This window comes from Pseudomonas sp. MDT1-16, assembly GCF_054898115.1.
This window is the reverse complement of sequence record NZ_CM142717.1, coordinates 1246573-1268063: the sequence shown is the minus strand read 5'-3', so window position 1 is coordinate 1268063 and position 21491 is coordinate 1246573. Positions and strand designations below refer to the sequence as shown.

General features: G+C 58.9%; 22 protein-coding genes. 9 read left to right on the top strand and 13 right to left on the bottom strand.

The window, feature by feature from the left end; all coding sequences use genetic code 11:
- Nucleotides 1–141: 141 nt before the first annotated feature.
- The 3 genes from cysN to ACYZT3_RS05605 all read right to left on the bottom strand — a co-directional run bounded on the left by cysN (nt 142) and on the right by ACYZT3_RS05605 (nt 3873).
- Nucleotides 142–2040, bottom strand: a complete 1899-nt coding sequence (cysN, locus tag ACYZT3_RS05615) for a sulfate adenylyltransferase subunit CysN (RefSeq protein ID WP_282375125.1) — start codon at nt 2038–2040, stop codon at nt 142–144.
- 9 nt (nt 2041–2049) lie between these two features.
- A complete protein-coding gene (cysD, locus tag ACYZT3_RS05610; RefSeq protein ID WP_131061189.1) occupies nt 2050–2967 on the bottom strand; it encodes a sulfate adenylyltransferase subunit CysD in 918 nt (305 codons plus the stop codon).
- A gap of 147 nt (nt 2968–3114) precedes the next feature.
- Nucleotides 3115–3873, bottom strand: a complete 759-nt coding sequence (locus ACYZT3_RS05605) for a Nif3-like dinuclear metal center hexameric protein (protein WP_282375121.1) — start codon at nt 3871–3873, stop codon at nt 3115–3117.
- Between the two features lie 101 nt (nt 3874–3974).
- On the opposite strand from ACYZT3_RS05605, the gene algW reads away from it, so the two are divergent.
- The 3 genes from algW (at nt 3975) to ACYZT3_RS05590 (ending at nt 8059) form a co-directional block, all read left to right on the top strand.
- A complete protein-coding gene (gene algW / locus ACYZT3_RS05600; RefSeq protein WP_449643760.1) occupies nt 3975–5135 on the top strand; it encodes a Do family serine endopeptidase AlgW in 1161 nt (386 codons plus the stop codon).
- 86 nt (nt 5136–5221) lie between these two features.
- A complete protein-coding gene (locus ACYZT3_RS05595; protein ID WP_462031668.1) occupies nt 5222–7327 on the top strand; it encodes a TonB-dependent siderophore receptor in 2106 nt (701 codons plus the stop codon).
- Nucleotides 7328–7339: 12 nt separating this feature from the next.
- Nucleotides 7340–8059 (top strand): DUF4198 domain-containing protein, encoded by a 720-nt coding sequence (locus ACYZT3_RS05590; RefSeq protein ID WP_282375327.1) that lies wholly within the window; start codon nt 7340–7342, stop codon nt 8057–8059.
- Nucleotides 8060–8176: 117 nt separating this feature from the next.
- Here the strand turns inward: ACYZT3_RS05590 and hisC are convergent, their stop codons facing one another.
- From hisC to ACYZT3_RS05540, 10 genes are all read right to left on the bottom strand, one after another.
- A complete protein-coding gene (hisC, locus tag ACYZT3_RS05585; protein WP_462031667.1) occupies nt 8177–9229 on the bottom strand; it encodes a histidinol-phosphate transaminase in 1053 nt (350 codons plus the stop codon).
- A gap of 2 nt (nt 9230–9231) precedes the next feature.
- Complete coding sequence (gene hisD / locus ACYZT3_RS05580; RefSeq protein WP_462031666.1) at nt 9232–10569, bottom strand: histidinol dehydrogenase; 1338 nt, start codon at nt 10567–10569, stop codon at nt 9232–9234.
- A gap of 126 nt (nt 10570–10695) precedes the next feature.
- A complete protein-coding gene (gene hisG, locus ACYZT3_RS05575; protein ID WP_282375110.1) occupies nt 10696–11331 on the bottom strand; it encodes an ATP phosphoribosyltransferase in 636 nt (211 codons plus the stop codon).
- A 128-nt stretch (nt 11332–11459) separates the two neighbouring features.
- Complete coding sequence (gene murA, locus ACYZT3_RS05570) at nt 11460–12725, bottom strand: UDP-N-acetylglucosamine 1-carboxyvinyltransferase (protein ID WP_046045865.1); 1266 nt, start codon at nt 12723–12725, stop codon at nt 11460–11462.
- Between the two features lie 22 nt (nt 12726–12747).
- Nucleotides 12748–12999, bottom strand: coding sequence for a BolA family protein (locus tag ACYZT3_RS05565; RefSeq protein WP_038978976.1), 252 nt, complete (start codon nt 12997–12999; stop codon nt 12748–12750).
- Nucleotides 13000–13112: 113 nt separating this feature from the next.
- Nucleotides 13113–13418 carry an STAS domain-containing protein gene (locus tag ACYZT3_RS05560; protein ID WP_462031665.1) on the bottom strand — a complete coding sequence of 102 codons (306 nt, stop codon included), beginning with the start codon at nt 13416–13418 and terminating at the stop codon, nt 13113–13115.
- A complete protein-coding gene (locus ACYZT3_RS05555) occupies nt 13415–14071 on the bottom strand; it encodes an MlaC/ttg2D family ABC transporter substrate-binding protein (protein WP_282375102.1) in 657 nt (218 codons plus the stop codon). Before ACYZT3_RS05555 ends, ACYZT3_RS05560 begins: the two co-directional genes overlap by 4 nt.
- Before the next feature lie 11 nt (nt 14072–14082).
- Nucleotides 14083–14550: an outer membrane lipid asymmetry maintenance protein MlaD gene (gene mlaD, locus ACYZT3_RS05550; protein WP_282375100.1), complete on the bottom strand. Its 468-nt coding sequence runs from the start codon at nt 14548–14550 to the stop codon at nt 14083–14085.
- On the bottom strand, nt 14550–15347 hold the full coding sequence (mlaE, locus tag ACYZT3_RS05545; RefSeq protein WP_008150745.1) for a lipid asymmetry maintenance ABC transporter permease subunit MlaE: 798 nt from the start codon (nt 15345–15347) through the stop codon (nt 14550–14552). Before mlaE ends, mlaD begins: the two co-directional genes overlap by 1 nt.
- Nucleotides 15347–16156 carry an ATP-binding cassette domain-containing protein gene (locus tag ACYZT3_RS05540; RefSeq protein ID WP_059403257.1) on the bottom strand — a complete coding sequence of 270 codons (810 nt, stop codon included), beginning with the start codon at nt 16154–16156 and terminating at the stop codon, nt 15347–15349. Before ACYZT3_RS05540 ends, mlaE begins: the two co-directional genes overlap by 1 nt.
- Nucleotides 16157–16432: 276 nt before the next feature.
- Here ACYZT3_RS05540 and ACYZT3_RS05535 point away from each other — a divergent pair, with 276 nt between their 5' ends.
- The 6 genes from ACYZT3_RS05535 to ACYZT3_RS05510 all read left to right on the top strand — a co-directional run bounded on the left by ACYZT3_RS05535 (nt 16433) and on the right by ACYZT3_RS05510 (nt 21448).
- Nucleotides 16433–17407 (top strand): KpsF/GutQ family sugar-phosphate isomerase, encoded by a 975-nt coding sequence (locus tag ACYZT3_RS05535; protein ID WP_282375097.1) that lies wholly within the window; start codon nt 16433–16435, stop codon nt 17405–17407.
- Nucleotides 17407–17931, top strand: coding sequence for a KdsC family phosphatase (locus ACYZT3_RS05530; RefSeq protein ID WP_282375095.1), 525 nt, complete (start codon nt 17407–17409; stop codon nt 17929–17931). The genes ACYZT3_RS05535 and ACYZT3_RS05530 overlap by 1 nt, the downstream gene beginning before the upstream one ends.
- Before the next feature lie 7 nt (nt 17932–17938).
- The gene (gene lptC / locus ACYZT3_RS05525; RefSeq protein WP_282375093.1) at nt 17939–18511 is read left to right on the top strand and encodes an LPS export ABC transporter periplasmic protein LptC; all 573 of its coding nucleotides are present in this window, start codon (nt 17939–17941) and stop codon (nt 18509–18511) included.
- Entirely contained in the window at nt 18498–19046 is a 549-nt protein-coding gene (lptA, locus tag ACYZT3_RS05520) for a lipopolysaccharide transport periplasmic protein LptA (protein ID WP_449643231.1), read from the top strand. Before lptC ends, lptA begins: the two co-directional genes overlap by 14 nt.
- Nucleotides 19046–19771, top strand: coding sequence for an LPS export ABC transporter ATP-binding protein (gene lptB, locus ACYZT3_RS05515; protein WP_282375090.1), 726 nt, complete (start codon nt 19046–19048; stop codon nt 19769–19771). The genes lptA and lptB overlap by 1 nt, the downstream gene beginning before the upstream one ends.
- 183 nt (nt 19772–19954) lie before the next feature.
- Nucleotides 19955–21448 (top strand): RNA polymerase factor sigma-54, encoded by a 1494-nt coding sequence (locus tag ACYZT3_RS05510; protein ID WP_282375089.1) that lies wholly within the window; start codon nt 19955–19957, stop codon nt 21446–21448.
- Nucleotides 21449–21491 lie beyond the last annotated feature (43 nt).

Here is a 21491-nt window from a genome sequence, read left to right as displayed (position 1 = left end):
CCTCTTCGCGGGCAAGCCTCGCTCCTACAGGGGTCTCGCTGAACCAGTAGGAGTGAGGCTTGCCCGCGAAGGCGATCTAAAGAGCACAAAAAAACCCGCCGATGATCACTCATCGGCGGGTTTTTTATTAATGGCTAACGCTTATATCGCGCCACGCTGACGCAGCAGATCCAGCACTTGCTTGACGCTTTCTTCCAGCGACAGCGACTGGGTGTCGACCACAAGGTCGGCGTCCAGCGGCACGTCGTACGGGAAGGAATCGCCCGGGATGTTATCCCCGGCCGCCGCGTACAGCCCTTGTGGGTCACGCTCGGCACAGACCGCCGGAGAGGCCTGGACATAGACCGTCAGCAGCCGCTCCTTGCCGATCAGGTCCCTGGCCTGCTCACGACCTTCGGCACTCGGCGCAACGAAGGCTGCCAAGGTCAACAAACCGGCTTCGTTGAACTGACGCGCAACGTGAGCCGCACGACGCCAGTTCTCGGTACGCCCGGCGCGGTCCTGTGGCAGACCTTTGTTCAGGTCGTGACGCAGGTTCTGACCATCGAGTACAAACACCGCACGGCCCATGTCGAACAGCTTGCGTTCAACCGCGTAAGCCAGGGTGCTTTTACCCGCGCCCGACAAACCGCTGAACAACACGGTGGCCGGTTGCTGGCCGAAACGCTGGGCACGTTCTTCGGTGGCGACGTGAGCCAGTTTGCCGTGATGCGTGCTGGTGCCGTAGCTCAATGGCTGAGCGATGATCATGCCGGCCGCAACGGTGCCATTGGTCAAACGATCGATGACGATGAACGAACCGGTGGTGCGGTTGCTCGCGTAGCCGTCCAAAGCGATGGCTGCGTCGAGGCTGATCTTGACCCGACCGATCTCGTTCAGATGCAACGAGCTGGCCGGACCTTCTTCCAGGGTGTTCACGTCAACGCGGTTGACGATGCTGGTGATCGAACCCGGCACGTAAGTGGTGGCGCGCTTGATGTCGTATTTCTTGCCCGGCAGCATCGGCTCTTCAGCCATCCACACCAGCATCGCGTCGAAGGCATCAGTCACTTGCGGCTGGTTATCGGCGTGCACCAGCAAGTCACCGCGGGAGATGTCAATCTCGTCTTCCATGGTCAGCGTGACAGCCTGACCTGGACCGGCGTGCTCCAACTCACCTTCGAAGGTGACGATGGATTTCACGCGACTGCTCTTGCCCGACGGCAGCACAACGACTTCGTCGCCCTTGTGCACGACGCCGCTGGCCAGCGTACCGGCGAAACCACGGAAGTTCAGGTTCGGACGGTTGACGTACTGCACCGGGAAACGCAGGTCGGTGTAGTTGCGGTCGTTGGCGATCTCGACGGTCTCGAGAATTTCCATCAGCGACTGGCCGGTGTACCACGGCGAACGCTCGGACTTGTTCACCACGTTGTCGCCCTTCAACGCCGACATCGGCACGAAAGCCATGGTGGTCGGCTTGAACGCGATGCCTTCGGCGAACTTCAGGTAATCGGCCTTGATCGACTCGAAGACTGTTTCGTCGAAGCCGTTGAGGTCCATCTTGTTAATGGCGACAACGATGTGTTTGATGCCGAGCAACGAGGCAATGAAGCTGTGGCGACGGGTCTGGGTCTGCACGCCGTAACGGGCATCGACCAGGATGATCGCCAGGTCACAGGTGGACGCACCGGTGGCCATGTTGCGGGTGTACTGCTCATGGCCGGGGGTGTCGGCGATGATGAATTTGCGTTTGGCAGTGGAGAAATAACGGTAAGCGACATCGATGGTGATGCCCTGCTCACGCTCGGCCTGCAGGCCGTCGACCAGCAATGCCAGGTCGATGTCATCGCCGGTGGTGCCGACTTTTTTCGAATCGCGGGTAATGGCTTCCAGGTGATCTTCGTAGATCATTTTGGAGTCGTGCAGCAGGCGCCCGATCAGGGTGCTCTTGCCGTCGTCGACGTTGCCACAGGTAAGAAAGCGCAGCATTTCCTTGCGTTCGTGCTGGCCCAGATAGGCGAGGATGTCCTCGCTGATCAACTCAGATTGATGCGACATGACAACCCCTTAGAAATAACCCTGACGTTTCTTTTCTTCCATCGAGCCAGCGCCATCGTGATCGATGACCCGGCCCTGGCGTTCGGAAGTTCGCGTCAGGAGCATTTCCTGAATGATGTCGGTCAGGCTGGTGGCCTCGGACTCGACCGCACCGGTCAACGGGTAGTCGCCGAGAGTACGGAAACGGACCTTCTTCTTGACGATACGCGCCTTGTCTTCATCGCTCAGGTGATTGAGCAGGCGTTCGTCGTCGATCATGATCCAGGTGCCATTCATCTCGATGACGTCGCGCTCGGCGGCGAAATACAGCGGCACAATCGGGATGCCTTCGAGGTAGATGTACTGCCAGATGTCCAGCTCGGTCCAGTTCGACAAAGGGAACACGCGGATCGACTCGCCCTTGTTGACCTTGCCGTTGTAGACGTTCCACAACTCGGGACGCTGGTTTTTCGGGTCCCAGCGGTGCTTGGTGTCGCGGAAGGAATACACGCGCTCTTTGGCACGGGATTTCTCTTCGTCGCGACGGGCACCACCGAAAGCGGCATCAAAACCGTACTTGTCGAGGGCCTGCTTGAGGCCTTCGGTTTTCATGATGTCGGTGTGTTTGGCGCTGCCGTGGGTCAGCGGGTTGATGCCCTGCGCGACGCCATCGGGGTTCACGTGCACGATCAAGTCCAGGCCCAGTTCTTCGACCATACGATCGCGGAACGCGTACATTTCCTTGAACTTCCACCGGGTGTCGACGTGCATCACCGGGAACGGCAGTTTGCCGGGGAAGAATGCCTTGCGCGCAAGGTGCAGCATCACGGCGGAGTCTTTACCGACGGAGTACAGCATCACCGGGTTATCGAACTCGGCGGCGACCTCGCGGATGATGTGGATGCTTTCGGCCTCCAGCTGTTTCAGATGCGTCAGTTTGTCGACCATGGCTACTCACGAAAACGATCTTATGGACGGCCAGCGGGCCGTGTTCGAGCGGGGAATGCTAGCACAGCAACCTCTTCTAATCAGGACACCGACTAGATCGAAAGGGTATATGAATATACCCCCGCGTTTGGGCTGCGATCCCGTAGGTCAGATGGGGTTCGGGCAATCGATGAAGATGTGCTCAAGAGCAAAACGCCGCGCCAGATAATCCCCCAGCGCCTGAACGCCATAGCGCTCGGTGGCGTGGTGGCCGGCGGCGATGAAGCTGATGTTGTTTTCCCGGGCGCTGTGGAAGGTCTGCTCGGACGCCTCACCGCTGAGGTACAAGTCGACGCCCGCCAGCACGGCCTGATCGATGTAACCCTGACCGCCACCGGTGCACCAGCCAACGCGGCGGATCATCTCGCTGCCTTCAATCAGTAACGGCTCGCGTCCCATGACTTCTTGCACGCGACGGGCAAAATCGCGGGGCGTCACTGGCTCGTTCAATGAACCGACCAGGCCGACCACTTTGAGGTTGTCCGGGTCCAGCGGGCCTTCAACGGTGATGTCCAGCTGACGGGCCAGTTGGACGTTATTGCCGACTTCCGGGTGCAGATCCAGCGGCAGATGGTAGGACAACAGGCTGATATCGTGCTTGAGCAGGGTTTTCAACCGACGCTGCTTCATGCCGGTGATGCACGGATTCTCGCCCTTCCAGAAGTATCCGTGGTGCACCAGCACCAGGTCGGCGTTGGCTTCCACCGCGGCGTCGAGCAAAGCCTGGCTGGCGGTGACGCCACTGACGATGCGCATCACTTGCGGCCTGCCTTCGACCTGCAACCCGTTGGGGCAGTAATCGGCAATCTTGGCACTGTTAAGGTAACGGTCGGCTTCTTCGACCAAAGTGCTCAGGGCGACGGCCATAAAAGACTCCTAAATATCCCGTTCAGAGGCACGCTTCGCCTCGTATAATGCGCGACATTATGGGCAGTCTCATACCGCCTGCAACTCTCAGGACGTGCTTAATGCTTAAAGCGCTGCGTTTTTCCGGCTGGCCGCTGTTGGCCGGCGTGCTTATCGCTCTATTGATAATTCAGCGTTACCCGCAGTGGGTCGGGCTCCCGAGCCTCGACGTCAACATGCAGCAAGCCCCGCAAACCACCACCATGCAACAGGGCCCCGTGTCCTATGCCGACGCCGTGACCACCGCCGCGCCGTCGGTGGTCAACCTGTACACCACCAAAGTCATCAACAAACCGAACCATCCACTGTTCGAGGACCCGCAGTTCCGCCGCTTCTTCGGCGACAACTCGCCCAAGCAGAAGCGTATGGAATCGAGCCTCGGCTCCGGCGTGATCATGAGCCCGGAAGGTTACCTGCTGACCAACAACCATGTGACCAGCGGCGCCGACCAAATCGTGGTGGCGCTCAAGGACGGTCGTGAAACCCTGGCCCGGGTAATCGGCAGCGACCCGGAAACCGACCTTGCGGTACTGAAAATTGATCTGAAGAACTTGCCATCGATCACGGTCGGGCGTTCCGACAATATCCGCATCGGCGACGTAGCGCTGGCCATCGGCAACCCGTTCGGCGTCGGCCAGACCGTGACCATGGGCATCATCAGCGCCACCGGGCGTAATCAGCTGGGCCTGAACAACTACGAAGATTTCATCCAGACCGACGCCGCGATCAACCCAGGCAACTCCGGCGGTGCGCTGGTGGATGCCAACGGCAATCTGACCGGCATCAACACGGCGATCTTCTCCAAATCCGGCGGCTCCCAGGGCATCGGTTTCGCGATTCCGGTGAAACTGGCCATGGAAGTGATGAAGTCGATCATCGAACACGGCCAGGTCATTCGCGGCTGGCTCGGCATCGAAGTGCAGCCATTGTCCCAGGAACTGGCGGAATCGTTTGGTCTGTCGGGGCGTCCGGGCATTGTGGTCGCGGGAATTTTCCGCGACGGTCCAGCGCAGAAAGCCGGTCTGCAATTGGGCGATGTGATTCTCGCCATCGACGGCGAACCGGCTGGTGATGGTCGGCGTTCGATGAACCAGGTTGCGCGGATCAAACCAACCGACAAGGTGACGATTCAGGTGATGCGCAACGGCAAGGAGCTCAAGCTGACCGCCGAGATCGGGTTGCGTCCACCACCGGCGCCGGTTAAAGAGAAAGAAGAAGACTAACGCTGGCCCGAGACTCTCGGGCTAACAGCAGATATTCTCATTAGGCATGTTATATTGTTTCAATATCTATATTGGAACAACATAACATGTCGTCTCGAACAATGGCTTCCGTGGCAAGTCTTGCCCTCGGCCTGCTGGGGTATCCGGTCTTCGCCGAAGAGTCCGGCACCCTCGAACTGGACGCCATCAGCGTCACCTCCGACTACGAATCGCCCACCGGCCCGGTCAAGGGTTACCGCGCTACGCGTTCTTCCAGCGCGACCAAAACCGACACCGCGATCCGCGATATACCGCAATCCATCAGCGTCATTCCCGTCAGTGTGCTTAACGATCTGGGCAGCACCAGCGTCGAGCGTGCCCTCGATTTTGCTGGCGGCGTGTCGAAGCAGAACAACTTCGGCGGCCTGACGCTTTATGAATACAGCGTGCGCGGCTTCACCACGTCGGAGTTCTACAAGGATGGCTTCAGCGCCAACCGTGGTTACCCGAGTACGCCGGACGTGGCCAACATCGAGCGCATCGAAGTGCTCAAAGGCCCGGCGGCCAGCCTCTATGGCCGAGGCGATCCGGGCGGCACGGTTAACATCGTCACCAAGAAACCACAGCCCGAAGCGTTCACCACGTTGCAAACCAGCGCCGGCAGTTGGGATCGCTATCGCACCGCGCTGGACGTCAACACGCCGCTGGATGACGACGCCAACGTGTTGTCTCGAATCAACCTGGCCGTCGAGGACAACCACAGCTTTCGTGATCATGTGAACAGCCAGCGAGTGTTCGTCGCGCCCTCCTTCAGTTGGCAACTGAACCCGGACACCAACCTCTTGGTGGAGAGCGAATTCGTGCGTCACAGTTCCACGTTCGATCGCGGCATCGTCGCGCCTAACAATAAATGGAGTGGCGTTTCTCGCTCGACTTTCCTAGGCGAACCCAACGATGGCGACATTGATAACCACAACAACAGGCTGCAAGCTGCGCTCGAACATCATCTCAACGACAGCTGGAAATTGCGTCTGGCCAGCCATTACAAGGAAGGCCAACTCTGGGGTTACGCCTCGGAAAATCGCCCGCTGAATGCCGACGGCCACACCGTCAATCGACGTTATCGCGAGCGCGATACCAATTGGCACGACAGCATCACCCAACTCGAATTGCGCGGTCTGTTCGACCTCGGTAGCTGGCAGCACGAACTGCTGATTGGCAGCGAGTACGAGAACTTCCGCAAAAACGAACGGGTGACGAGCATTGCCGGCGGCCCCTACGCCATCGGCATTTATCAGCCGGTCTACGGCCAGCCGAAACCCAACGGCACGCGCTCCGGCACGAATTTTTTTGAACACGTCGAAAGCCAGGCGCTGAACCTGCAGGATCAGATCGTCTTCACCGACAAACTGCGCGGCATGTTCGGTGCACGTTTCGAACACTTTGAGCAAAGCATCGATGATCACAGCCGCGGCGCCACCAGCCGCCAGAACCACGACGCGTTGACCCAGCGGGCCGGCCTGCTCTATCAGCTGACACCGCAAGTCGGGCTGTTCGCCAACGCCTCCACCTCGCTCAAACCAAACAACGGCCTGGACGCTGGCGGCAAATCCTTCGACCCCGAAGAAGGCGTCGGTTACGAAGTCGGGCTCAAAAGCGAGCTGTTCGACGACCGCTTGAGCACCACCCTCGCCGCCTTTCATATCGAAAAGGATAACGTCCTCGCACTCGACCCGGGCACGGACACCAGCCGCGCCATGGGCAAGGCCCGCAGCCAGGGATTCGACCTGCAAGTCACCGGGCAAGTAACTGACGCCGTGCGGGTGATCGGTGCCTTCGCCTACATCGACGCCGAGGTCACCGAGGGCGACAAGGAGATTCCCACAGGCAGCCGAATCCTAGGCGTCGCCAAACGCAGCGGCAGTCTGCTGGGCGTCTATGAATTTCAGAATGGCCATTTGCGCGGCTCTGACGTCGGCGCGGCGTTCACTTACGTCGGCGATCGCTCGGGCGAATCCGGCAGCGATTTCGAGCTGCCGGCCTACCACACCGTCGACCTGCTAGCCCATTACGAGGCCAGCGAAAACGTCACTGTAGGCCTGAACCTGAACAACCTTTTCGACGAGAAATACTTCGAGCGTTCGTACAGCAATTACTGGGTCAACCCCGGCGAGCCGCGCAATTTCAACGTCAGCCTCACACTCAATCTATAAAAGGAAGTTCCCATGCAACACCTCAAACCTCTGGCACTGCTCGGCCTGCTTTTCGCCACCCAGGTCTCAGCCCATGGCCTCTGGACTGAACAACGTCGCGGCAATATCGAAGTGATTTACGGCCACGGTGCCGAAGACAACGCCTTCAAGGCGCAGAAAATCAGCGGCGCCTGGGCGTATGACGTCAGCGGCAAAATGATCCCGGTGACCGTGCAGCGCTTGGCTGATCACGCACGTCTGCAACCGCTGAAGCCGCCCGCCGTGATGGCGGTGGCGTTGGACAACGGCATGTGGTCGCAGACGGCGGATAAAAAATGGATCAACGAAGGACGCAGCAAAGTGCCGGGGGCCATCGAGTCGACGCAGACCTTCAAATACAGCCTGGCGATTTATCAGCCGGGGGCGATGTTGCCGAAGCTTGATCAGATGAAATTGCTGATTCTGCCGGAGGTTGATCCGCTGACCGTCGGACCGGGCAAGTTGCTGCCAGTGCGGGTGCTACTGGATGGGAAACCGGCGGCGGGGGTGAAGTTGACTGGCGACTATCGCAGTGCGCCGAATACGTTGAGTACCGAGACGGATGCGGACGGCCGGGCGCAGGTGGTGGTGCGAAATGAAGGGCTGAATGTCATTTCGGCGCAGATGGAGATTGCGCTGAAGGACAATCCGGATGTGGCGACCCGCGGGGTGTTTAGTTCGTTGACGTTCCTCGGCGAACCGCATCACGAGTAACCCACCAAACCCTGTAGGAGCGAGGCTTGCCCGCGAAGAACGATGACACGGTTTACCTATTAGACCGAGCTATCGTTCTTCGCGGGCAAGCCTCGCTCCTACAGGATTAGCGGCGATCTAGAGGTCGCCGAGGCCGTCAATCAACGCCTGGTTCTGCTCCGGTGTGCCAATCGAAATCCGCAGGAACTGGGCAATCCGCTCCTGCTTGAAGTGCCGAACGATCACGCCTTGCTCGCGCAACTTCGCCGCCAGCCCCGCCGCATCGTGTTTCGGATGACGCGCAAAAATGAAGTTCGCCGCCGACGGCAAGACTTCAAAGCCCTTCGCTTCCAATTGCGCAACGACCTTTTCACGATGCTCGATGACCCACCGGCAAGTCTTGTCGAAGTACTCACGATCTTCAAACGCTGCGGCTGCACCGACATTCGCGAGACGATCCAGCGGATACGAGTTGAAGCTGTTCTTGATCCGCTCCAGCGCCTCAATGAGTTCCGGATGCCCCACCGCCAGCCCCACCCGCAGGCCCGCCAGTGAACGGGACTTGGACAGGGTCTGGGTCACCAGCAGGTTCGGGTAACGGTCCACCAGGCTGATCGCCGTCTCACCCCCGAAGTCGATGTAAGCCTCATCGACCACGACCACCGAATCCGGGCTGGCCTTGAGGATTTGCTCCACGGCATCCAGCGCCAACAGGCAACCCGTCGGTGCATTCGGATTCGGGAAGATGATCCCGCCGTTCGGCTTGGCGTAGTCCGCCGGGTTGATCTGGAACTGCTCGTCCAGCGGCACGGCGTCGAAGGTGATGCCATACAAGCCGCAATAAACCGGATAGAAGCTGTAGCTGATGTCCGGAAACAGCAGCGGCTGATCGTGTTGCAGCAAACCGTGAAAGATGTGCGCCAGGACTTCATCGGAACCGTTGCCGAGGAATACCTGATTGCTCTGTACGCCGTAGTACTTGGCGACCGCTTGCTTGAGCAGGTCGCTGTTCGGGTCCGGGTACAGACGCAGGTTGTCATTCAGTTCGGTCTGCATCGCCGCCAAGGCTTTTGGCGATGGGCCGTACGGGTTTTCGTTGGTGTTGAGCTTCACCAGTTTCGCCAGTTTGGGCTGCTCGCCCGGCACGTAAGGCACCAGATTCTTGACGAACGGGCTCCAGAATTTACTCATGTTCAGTTCCCCTGCCCTTGCGGAAAATCTTCGTCAACGATGCGGTATTCGGCGCTACGGGCGTGCGCGGTCAGCGACTCGCCACGGGCCAGCACAGAAGCAGTTTTGCCCAGTTCGGACGCACCCTGCTCAGAGCAGAAAATGATCGACGAACGTTTCTGGAAGTCGTACACGCCCAGCGGCGAAGAGAACCGCGCGGTGCCGGACGTCGGCAATACGTGGTTCGGGCCGGCGCAGTAATCGCCCAAGGCTTCGGAAGTGTGACGCCCCATGAAGATCGCGCCAGCGTGGCGAATCTTCGGCAACCAGGCCTGCGGATCAGCAACGGACAACTCAAGGTGTTCCGGCGCGATGCGGTTGGCCACTTCGATGGCTTGGTCCATGTCACGAACCTTGATCAGCGCGCCACGGCCATTGATCGAGGTTTCAATGATCTCGGCACGCTCCATGGTCGGCAGCAGTTTGGCAATGCTGGCGGCAACCATGTCGAGGAACTCGGCGTCCGGGCTGACCAGAATCGCCTGGGCGTCTTCGTCGTGCTCGGCCTGGGAGAACAGGTCCATGGCAATCCAGTCCGGATCGGTCTTGCCGTCGCACACCACGAGGATTTCGGAGGGGCCGGCGATCATGTCGATGCCGACCTGGCCAAACACATGGCGCTTGGCCGTGGCGACATAGATGTTGCCCGGACCGACCACCTTGTCGACCTTCGGCACGCTTTCGGTGCCGTAAGCCAGCGCGGCGACCGCTTGAGCGCCGCCGATGGTGAACACGCGGTCGACGCCGGCGATGCAGGCTGCAGCCAGCACCAGCTCGTTGATTTCACCGCGAGGCGTCGGCACCACCATGACCACTTCGGTCACGCCGGCCACCTTCGCCGGAATCGCGTTCATCAGTACCGAAGAAGGATAAGACGCCTTGCCTCCCGGTACATACAGGCCGGCGCGATCCAGTGGCGTGACCTTCTGGCCCAGCACGGTGCCGTCGGCTTCGGTGTAGCTCCAGGAATCCTGTTTCTGTTTCTCGTGGTAGCTGCGTACTCGAGTCGCGGCTTTTTCCAGCGCTTCACGCTGAGGCACGGTGATTCGGGTCAGGGCCAGTTCCAGACGTTCGCGAGGCAAGATCAAGTCCTCCATGGACGCGACTTGCAGGCCGTCGAACTTCAGGGTGAACTCCACCAACGCGGCATCGCCACGCTCGCGCACAGCCTTGATGATGTCCAACACCCGCTGATTGACCGAGTCGTCAGACACACTTTCCCAGCTCAGCAGATGATCCAGATGATGTGCGAAATCCGGGTCAGCAGCGTTGAGTCGGCGAATTGCAGTCGGTGCGGTCATAGCGAGAGCCTCATAGAATTGGCAAAAACTCAGGCGCCCTAACTTAGCAGTCGTTTCCGCTTGGGCACCTGAGAATTCTGGCTATGAGGCGGATAGACGGGCGCGACTTAACGTCGCGCAGGTGAATCAGCCGCGGTGTCGAGACTCCACTGCCTTGCGCAGGGTGTCGATCAACGCCTGGATACGGGTGTGCTGCATTTTCATCGAAGCTTTGTTGACGATCAGCCGGGAGCTGATGTCGGCAATGAAATCCTGGGGTTCCAGGCCATTGGCGCGCAGGGTGTTGCCGGTGTCGACCACGTCGATGATCTTGTCCGCAAGACCGATCAGCGGCGCCAGTTCCATCGAGCCGTAAAGCTTGATGATATCGACCTGGCGGCCCTGTTCGGCGTAGTAGCGCTTGGCAACGTTGACGAACTTGGTCGCCACCCGCAAACGGCCCTTGGGCTCGACATCGCCGATACGGCCAGCGGTCATCAGCTTGCAGAGGGCAATTCGCAGGTCTAAAGGCTCGTACAAACCTTGGCCGCCATATTCCATCAGCACATCTTTACCAGCGACGCCCAGGTCAGCGGCACCATGCTCGACGTACGTCGGCACATCGGTGGCGCGCACGATCAGCAGCCGCACATCGGCCTGAGTCGTGGGGATAATCAGCTTGCGGCTCTTGTCCGGATTCTCGGTCGGCACGATGCCCGCTTCAGCCAGAAGCGGCAGGGTGTCGTCAAGGATGCGGCCCTTGGACAGTGCGATGGTCAACATGGGAAACGTCAGTCCTTATCAAGGTACTCATGCCCGGTCGCAAATGGCGCCGAACACACATCTAGGGTGAAGCACCCTCGACTTGAAGCGAAATCAACGGGCACGTCCTTGTGCCCATGAAGCAGAAACTAGCCCGGTACGCGGCGGATCTTGGCGCCGAGCATCTGCAGTTTCTCTTCGATGCACTCGTAACCACGGTCGATGTGGTAGATGCGGTCGATCAGGGTGTCACCTTCAGCGATCAGCGCCGAGATCACCAGGCTGGCCGAAGCACGCAGATCGGTGGCCATGACTGGCGCGCCTTTCAGCTTCTCGGTACCGGTGACGATGGCAGTGTTGCCTTCGACCTGGATCTTGGCGCCCATGCGGTGCAGTTCGTAAACGTGCATGAAGCGGTTCTCGAAGATCGTCTCGATCACGGCACCGGTGCCTTCGGCAATGGCGTTGAGGGAGATGAACTGCGCTTGCATGTCAGTCGGGAACGCCGGGTAAGGAGCGGTCCGCACGTTGACGGCTTTAGGCCGCTTGCCGTGCATGTTCAGCTCGATCCAGTCTTCGCCGCAGGTGATTTCCGCGCCCGATTCCTTGAGTTTCTCAAGAACGGCTTCGAGGATGGTCGGATCAGTGTCCTTGACCTTCACACGACCGCCGGTCACGGCAGCAGCGACCAGGTAGGTGCCGGTTTCGATACGGTCAGGCATCACTTTGTAAGTGGTCGGGTGCAGACGCTCGACGCCATCGATGGTGATGGTGTCGGTGCCCGCGCCAGTGATCTTGGCGCCCATGGCGATCAGGAAGTTCGCCAGGTCGATGACTTCAGGTTCGCGAGCGGCGTTTGCCAGAACGCTGCGACCCTTGGCCAGAGCGGCCGCCATCATGATGTTCTCGGTACCGGTCACGCTGACGGTGTCGAAGAAGAAGTGCGCACCGCGCAGGCCGCCTTCAGGCGCCTTGGCCTTGATGTAGCCGCCCTCGACGTCGATGACCGCGCCCATGGCTTCGAGGCCACGGATGTGCAGGTCAACCGGACGCGAACCGATGGCGCAACCGCCAGGCAGTGCGACTTCGGCCTCACCGAAACGGGCAACCATCGGGCCCAGCACCAGAATCGACGCACGCATGGTTTTAACCAGTTCGTACGGGGCGATCAAGGTCTTGATGGTGCGCGGGTCGATTTCGACGCTGAGTTTCTCGTCGATCACCGGCTCGATGCCCATGCGACCGAACAGCTCGATCATGGTGGTGATGTCGTGCAGGTGCGGCAGGTTGGCGACCGTCACCGGACCATCGCACAGCAAGGTGGCAGCCAGGATCGGCAGGGCAGAGTTCTTTGCCCCGGAGATGCGGATTTCGCCATCAAGACGAACGCCACCGGTAATAATCAATTTATCCATAAGAATCTCGACGCCCTTGGGCTCAGGTGCGCTCGGCCCAGGCCGCGCTGCTGAAAAATTTCATAGTGACCGCATGGATGCTGCCATCGGTGATCCATGGGTTCAAATGGGCATAGATCTGCTGCTGACGCTTCACCGGGCTCAACGCCGCCAGTTCATCGCTAATCACGTTTAGCTGAAAGTTGCAGCCTTCACCCTCAACTTCTACCTGCACTTGTGAAAGAGAATCAGACAGCTTTCCTTCAAGGAAGCTCTTTACTTCGTTGGCCTGCATGCTCAACCTCAATCGGCGCCCTGTGCGCGCGGGTCGGACATCATACAAAAAAGCCCCGCGCCTGCGAACCCCGCGAAGCAGGACTCTGACGGGGGGCTTCCTCATAGATGCGGTTAGGGATGCGCCAAGAGCTCGGTCAATTCGCTGACCTGAGCGATTTCGCGCATATCTTCTGGCATTCCACGGATGCTCAGCGCCTTGCCGGCCTCCTCTGCATCTCGCATGAAACACAGCAGCAGCGACAAGCCGACACTGCTGGACTTCAACACCGCCGAGCAATCGACCACCAGTGCGGCGGCCTTGCTGGACTTGATCAGCGCCTGCCCCTGCTTGCGCAAGCCCGGGCCGGTGCGGTAATCCAGCATGCCGCTAAGCGTCAGCTCGCCGGAATCGCTCATGCGAATGGCCGACACACTCATTGAGCTTGCGTCTCAGTGGTTTGCTTCTGGCTGGCGTCCTTGGCTTTGGCGACTTCCCCGGCCCAACCATTGATGGTCTTGTCCAGGTCGTTGCCATTGCGCTGCATCGCATCAGCGAACTGATCACGGAACAGCTTGCCGATGTTAATGCCGTTGATGATCACGTTGCGCAGTTTCCACTCGCCATTGATCTTTTCGAGTGTGTAAGACACAGGATAGATCGCGCCGTTGGTACCTTTGACCGTCATGGCAACGCTTGTACGGTCTCCCGACTCATCCTTGGCAGGGTCGACGACGATCCCCTGATTGTTGTACTCGAGCAACGCGTTGCCATAGAACTGGAACAGACCCTTTTTGAAGTTTTCTTCAAAAGTCTTCATCTGCGCAGGCGTGGCTTTGCGTGAATACTTGACCGTCATGATGCTTTTGGAGATGCCCTCGGCATCCACCACAGGTCCGACGATGGTGTTCAGCGCCGTATAGAAGTCTTGCGGGTCTTGCTTGTACTTCTCTTTATTGGCCGACAGATCGGCAAGTAACCGACTGGTGGTGTCCTGCACGATATCGTGCGCCGAGGGCGCTGCCACAGCGTTAGCCATCAACGGCAGGGCCGCGAGTAATACCAACAGGCCACGTCGCAAGGTAGAGATCATTAAAAAGCTCCTCATTTGGCGTCTTTACTAACGGTATTGAGCAGAAATTTACCGATCAGATCCTCAAGTACCAACGACGACTGCGTGTCGTGGATGGTTGAACCATCCTTGAGCAAGGTTTCTTCCCCGCCCACGCTGAGACCGATGTACTTCTCGCCCAACAGGCCAGCGGTCAGGATAGATGCAGTGGAGTCAGTCGGCAGGTTATCTACGCGCTTTTCCAGCTGCATGGTCACTCGACCGGTGAAACTGTCGCGGTCCAGATCGATCGCCGTAACCTTGCCGATGGTCACACCGGCCATGGTCACTTTAGCTCTGACAGTCAAACCGGCGATATTGTCGAAGTACGCATACGTTTTATAAGTATCGGTGGTTGCGCTCGGGGACAGACCACTCACCCGCAACGCCAGCAACAGCAAAGCCAGGATGCCAGCCAGCAAGAAAAGGCCGACACCGATTTCCAGGGTGCGGTTTTGCATCAGAAATCTCCAAACATCAAGGCGGTCAGAATAAAGTCCAGGCCGAGTACAGCCAAAGAGGCATACACCACGGTCTTGGTAGTGGCACGACTGATCCCCTCGGAAGTGGGCTCGCAGTCATAGCCTTGAAATACGGCGATCCAGGTCACGACAAAGGCGAAAACGATGCTTTTGATGATGCCGTTGAGCACATCGTCAGCAAAGGTCACGCTGTTCTGCATGTTGGACCAGTAGGAACCTTCATAGACACCCAGCCAGTCAACGGCCACCCACGAACCACCCCAGATGCCCACCACGCTGAAGATCATCGCCAGCACCGGCAGGGAAATGAAGCCGGCCCACAGGCGCGGGGCAATGATGTACTTGAGCGGGTCGACACCAATCATTTCCAGACTGGACAACTGCTCGGTGGACTTCATGTTGCCGATTTCGGCAGTCAATGCCGAACCGGCGCGCCCGGCGAACAACAATGCCGTGACCACGGGGCCCAGTTCGCGCAACAGCGTCAGCGCAACCATCTGGCCGACCGCCTGCTCCGAACCGTAGCTGGATAGAATATTGAAGCCTTGCAGCGCCAGCACCATGCCGATGAATACCCCGGAGACCACGATGATCACCAGGGACATCACGCCCACTGAATGCAGTTGCTTGATCAGCAGGCCAAAACCGCCACCAATGCCACCACGGCCGAGCAAGGCATGAAACAGGAATATCGCCGAACGACCGAACACCCCCAGCACGTCAATGCCAGAGTGGCCGAACCGGCGAACCCGCTCTATTAGTGAAATCTTGCGCATCAACGCTTCCCCAGAAGATCTGCGCGGTAATCCGTCGCTGGAAAGTGATAGGCGACCGGACCGTCCGGCTCGCCTGTCATGAATTGACGGATGCGTGGTTCCTGCGAGTTCATCAGTTCCTCGGGAGTGCCCTGCCCCAACACCTGGCCTTCACCGACGACATAGATGTAATCGGCGATGCTCGCAGTCTCGGCCAGGTCGTGGGAGACCACGATACTGGTGATGCCCAACGCATCGTTGAGCAGGCGGATCAGGCGCACCAGCACACCCATGGCGATGGGGTCCTGGCCGACAAAGGGCTCGTCATACATGAGGATTTGCGGATCGAGGGCAATCGCCCGGGCCAGAGCGACACGACGCTTCATGCCGCCGGACAACTCGTCAGGCATCAGGTCGATGGCGCCACGCAAGCCCACGGCCTGCAATTTGAGCAGGACAATGTCCCGGATCATTTCTTCCGGCAGTTCGGTATGAACGCGTAGCGGAAAGGCGACGTTCTCGAACACGTCGAGATCGGTGAACAGTGCACCACTCTGAAAAAGCACGCCCATGTGCTTGCGCGCATCGAATAGATCACTGCGCGACAGCTTCGGCAGGTTCTGCCCGTTGACCCAGACTTCGCCTTTGGTGGGCCGCAACTGTGCGCCCATCAGCCGCAACAGCGTAGTCTTGCCACACCCGGAAGGCCCCATGATGCCGGTGACCTTGCCGCGCGGGATACGTATATCGACGTTATTGAAAATGCTGCGCGCACCGCGCTTGAAGGTCAGTCCCTTCAGCTCGACCGCGTAGGCTTTATCGGCACTCATCTAAACTCCTTGCGATGCAGCCTCTCACTCGGACGCCTGACTTTCTGACGAAAGCACATACCTCCCGGGCAGGCCGAACTGGCGGCGAACTATATCACTGCAAAGGCCAAGCGCCCAAGGCCCAAGCCGGGCCATGTTCAGCAACATGACAGGGCAAAAGCTTCTATTGAGGGGTATTCGGTAACAGGGAATGACAAAGCGCGACGAACTTGCGTGAGGGTTTCGATCATTACCGTTATAATCGCCGCCTTTTCATCAGGCTATACGATTTCTGACATGAGCCAATCCAGCGACCTGATTCAATCTGCTCAACGCACCATCCGCCTCGAACTGGAAGCCGTACAAGGCTTGCTGCCCCGTATCGACGCAGATTTCGTACGCGCTTGCGAGATGATTCTGGCCAGCAAAGGCCGCGTGGTCGTGGTCGGCATGGGCAAATCCGGGCACATCGGCAACAAGATCGCCGCCACCCTGGCCAGCACCGGCACCACGGCCTTTTTCGTGCACCCGGCCGAAGCCAGCCACGGCGACATGGGCATGATCACCCGCGACGACATCATCCTGGCGCTGTCGAACTCCGGCTCCACCCATGAAATCGTTACCCTGCTGCCACTGATCAAGCGTCTGGGCATTCAATTGATCAGCATGACCGGCAACCCTGAATCACCACTGGCGAAGGCTGCCGAGGTCAACCTCAACGTGCGCGTCGAGCACGAAGCCTGCCCGCTTAACCTGGCACCGACCTCGTCGACCACTGCCGCGCTGGTCATGGGCGACGCCCTGGCCGTTGCGCTGCTGGAAGCCCGCGGCTTTACCGCTGAAGATTTCGCCTTTTCCCACCCCGGTGGCGCGCTTGGCCGACGCCTGCTGCTGAAAGTGGAAAACGTCATGCACGCTGGGCAAGAGCTGCCACACGTTCAACGCGGCACTCTGCTCAAGGACGCATTGATGGAAATGACCCGAAAGGGCCTGGGCATGACGGCGATCCTCGAAGCCGATGGCAAACTCGCCGGGATCTTCACCGACGGCGACCTGCGCCGCACCCTGGACCGTGCCATCGATATCCATCACGCGACCATCGACGAGGTCATGACCGTTCACGGCAAGACTGCCCGTCCCGAGATGCTCGCGGCCGAGGCTCTGAAAATCATGGAAGACCATCGAATCAACGCGCTGGTGGTGGTGGACAAGGAGGACCGTCCGATCGGCGCCTTCAACCTGTCCGATCTGCTGCGAGCAGGAGTAATGTGATGAGCACCGACCTGTTGCAACGCGGCAAGAACATCAAGCTGGCGATTTTCGACGTCGATGGCGTACTGACCGACGGACGCCTGTACTTCCTTGAAGACGGCAGCGAATTCAAGACCTTCAACACCCTCGACGGCCAAGGCATCAAGATGTTGATGGCAGCCGGCGTGCAGACCGCTATCATCAGCGGCCGCAAGACCCCGGTGGTCGAGCGACGAGCGAAGAACCTCGGCATTCCACACCTGTACCAGGGGCGCGAAGACAAACTGGTGGTGCTCGACGAGCTTCTTGCCCAACTCAACCTAAGCTATGAGCAAGTCGCCTATCTCGGCGACGACCTGCCGGACCTGCCGGTGATTCGCCGCGTCGGCCTGGGCATGGCGGTGGCCAACGCCGCCAGTTTCGTCCGTGAACACGCCCACGGCATCACCCAGGCTCGTGGTGGCGAGGGTGCCGCTCGCGAATTCTGCGAATTGATCCTGCGCGCCCAAGGCCGCCTCGATGCGGCCAACGCCGCGTACCTGTGAGCCAACTATGCTGAGTAAAAAGATTCGCAAAATCCTGGTATTCGGTTGCATCGCAGCGATATTCGCGGCGGTCGGCTACTGGAACATCAGCCCGGAACGCTTCCTCGACCAGCCCGTGGCAAAGGTCGATGAAACCGCGATCGACTATTACGCGGTCAACGCCCACAGCGTGCAGTACCTGCCGGACGGTAAACTGCAATACGAAATGACGTCCGACAAGGTTGAACACCTGAAGGCGACCGAAGTGACGCTGTTGACCAATCCGGATCTGAACCTATTCCGCGGCACCCAATTCCCCTGGCACGTCCAGAGCGAACGTGGCGAAGTCAATCCGGATGGCACTCAGGTCGAACTGATCGACTCGGTGCGCATCACGCGTTTCGACGAGAAAAACCGCAAGACGCTGATTACCACCACCCGCATGACAGTGTTCCCGCAACAGCAATATGCGCAGACCGATCAACCCGTTAGAATCGACGGCGCTGGTGGTGTCTCGACTGGCAAGGGAATGAAGGCGTATTTGAAAGAAAGCAGGATACACCTGCTATCGAACGTAAGAGGACAGTATGAGGCTCGTTAAAACCCTCCCTATTTTGCTCGGCCTGAGCGCAGCACTGGGAAGCGTGAGCGCCTGGGCTCTGCCGGACGATCAACAGCAGCCTATCCGCATCCAGGCGGACGACGCCCAACTGGACGACAAGAACGGCATTGCCACCTATAAAGGTGACGTGATCATCACCCAGGGCTCGATGAAGGTCACCGGCAATACTGTGACGATGACCCGCACCCCAGCCGGCGATATCGACGTAGTGACTTCGGTGGGCAACCTCGCCTACTTCGAGCAACTGCAAACAGCAGGCGATACAAAGCCGGTTCAAGGCTATGGCGTCACTATCCAGTACCACGCCTCGCAAGACCGTGTCGTGCTGATCGACCGCGCCAAGGTCATCGACAAGGACGGCAACGTGACCCAAGGCGAGAAAATCGTCTATGACACCAACAAAAAGCTCGCCAGCGCCGGTCGCGCTACGGGCAGCAAGGTCACCGAGTCGCGTCCGCGGATCGACATGGTGATCCAGCCGAAAAAGAAAACCGAAGAGCAAAAGGCCCCGTAATGGCAACTCTGAAAGCTCAGCATCTGGCCAAGAGCTACAAGAGCCGTCAGGTCGTGCGCGACGTCAGCCTGTCCATCGACAGCGGTCAGATCGTCGGCCTGCTAGGCCCCAATGGCGCCGGCAAGACCACCTGCTTCTACATGATTGTCGGTCTGGTACAAGCCGATCAGGGCCGCGTACTGATTGACGATCTGGATGTCAGCCACCAGCCTATGCACGGTCGTGCAAAGGCCGGTATCGGCTATCTTCCGCAAGAAGCATCGATCTTCCGCAAACTCTCGGTAGCTGACAACATCATGGCAATCCTCGAGACCCGCAAGGAGCTCGACAAGACCGGTCGTCGCAAAGAGCTGGAAAGCCTGCTGCAGGAATTCCACATCAGCCACATCCGCGACAACCTCGGCATGAGTCTGTCCGGGGGTGAACGCCGCCGTGTGGAAATCGCCAGGGCACTGGCCACCAACCCGAAATTCATCCTCCTCGACGAACCATTCGCCGGCGTGGACCCGATTTCGGTGGGCGACATCAAGCAGATCATCTATCACCTCAAGGCCAAGGGCATTGGTGTGCTGATCACTGACCACAACGTTCGTGAAACCCTGGATATCTGCGAAACCGCCTACATCGTCAACGATGGCCAGCTGATAGCTGAAGGTGACTCTGCCACCATCCTGGCCAACGATCTGGTCAAGGAAGTGTACCTGGGCCATGAATTCCGCCTGTAAGCACTAAGGTGCCTGGCTAGTCGACCGAACGCTTGTCTCGATAAAAATGAATACTTTTTTATTGTTACAGCGCTCTAGGCAAACGTTGCAGTTTCAGGCATATAATTTGCTTATGTTTGGCGCTCCGGCGCCCTGTAGTGGATGGCGCATGTGCGCCGGCGAATAAGGTGTTAAGCCCCTGCCATGAAACCATCGCTAGTCTTGAGAATGGGCCAGCAGCTGACGATGACACCGCAGCTGCAACAGGCCATCCGCCTGCTCCAATTGTCGACCCTGGACCTGCAACAGGAAATCCAGGAGGCCCTGGAGTCCAATCCGATGCTCGAACGCCAGGAAGAAGGCGACGACTTCGATAACGCCGACCCCTTGGCCGACAAAGCGGAACAGCCACCCAACGCCGATGTTTCGGAACCCTCCTACCAGGAAACCGCCCCGACGGTGGACAACCTCGAGGAAGGTGACTGGAACGAGCGCATTCCCAACGAGCTGCCTGTCGACACCGCGTGGGAAGACGTCTACCAGACCAGCGCCAGCAGCCTGCCGAGTAACGATGACGACGAGTGGGATTTCACCACCCGTACATCGGCCGGCGAAAGCCTGCAAAGCCACCTGCTGTGGCAACTGAACCTGGCACCGATGTCCGACACTGATCGCCTGATTGCCGTGACCCTGATCGACTGCATCAACAATCAGGGCTACCTGGACGAAACCCTCGAGGAGATTCTCGAAGCCTTCGATCCGGAACTGGACATCGAACTGGACGAAATCGAAGCCGTCCTGCACCGCATCCAGCAATTCGAACCCGCTGGCATCGGCGCCCGCAACCTGGGCGAATGCCTGCTGCTGCAATTGCGTCAGTTGTCCGCCAAGACCCCTTGGCTGGTGGAGGCCAAACGCCTGGTCACCGATTACATCGACCTGCTCGGCAGCCGCGATTACAGCCAGCTGATGCGTCGCATGAAGCTCAAGGAAGATGAACTGCGCCAAGTGATTGAACTGGTCCAGAGCCTCAACCCGCGCCCAGGCTCGCAGATCGAGTCCAGCGAAGCCGAATACGTCGTTCCCGACGTGATCGTACGCAAGGACAACGAGCGCTGGCTGGTGGAACTGAACCAGGAATCCGTGCCACGACTGCGGGTCAATGCTCAATACGCCGGTTTCGTGCGCCGCGCCGACACCAGCGCCGACAACACCTTCATGCGCAATCAGTTGCAAGAGGCCCGCTGGTTCATCAAGAGCCTGCAAAGCCGCAACGAAACCCTGATGAAAGTAGCCACTCAGATCGTCGAGCATCAGCGCGGCTTTCTTGAATACGGTGACGAAGCCATGAAACCGCTGGTCCTGCATGACATCGCCGAAGCGGTGGGCATGCACGAATCGACGATTTCTCGGGTGACCACGCAGAAATTCATGCATACCCCACGGGGCATATATGAACTGAAATACTTTTTCTCCAGTCACGTCAGCACCTCTGAGGGCGGTGAATGCTCGTCTACGGCGATCCGCGCGATCATCAAAAAACTGGTTGCCGCGGAAAATCAGAAAAAGCCGTTGAGTGACAGCAAGATCGCTGGTTTACTGGAGGCACAAGGCATTCAGGTGGCTCGCCGCACCGTCGCCAAGTACCGCGAATCCCTCGGGATCGCGCCTTCGAGCGAACGCAAGCGGTTGATGTAGAGCCACGCCACAGCGTTCCAGTGGCAGGCATTTCTGCCTGCCG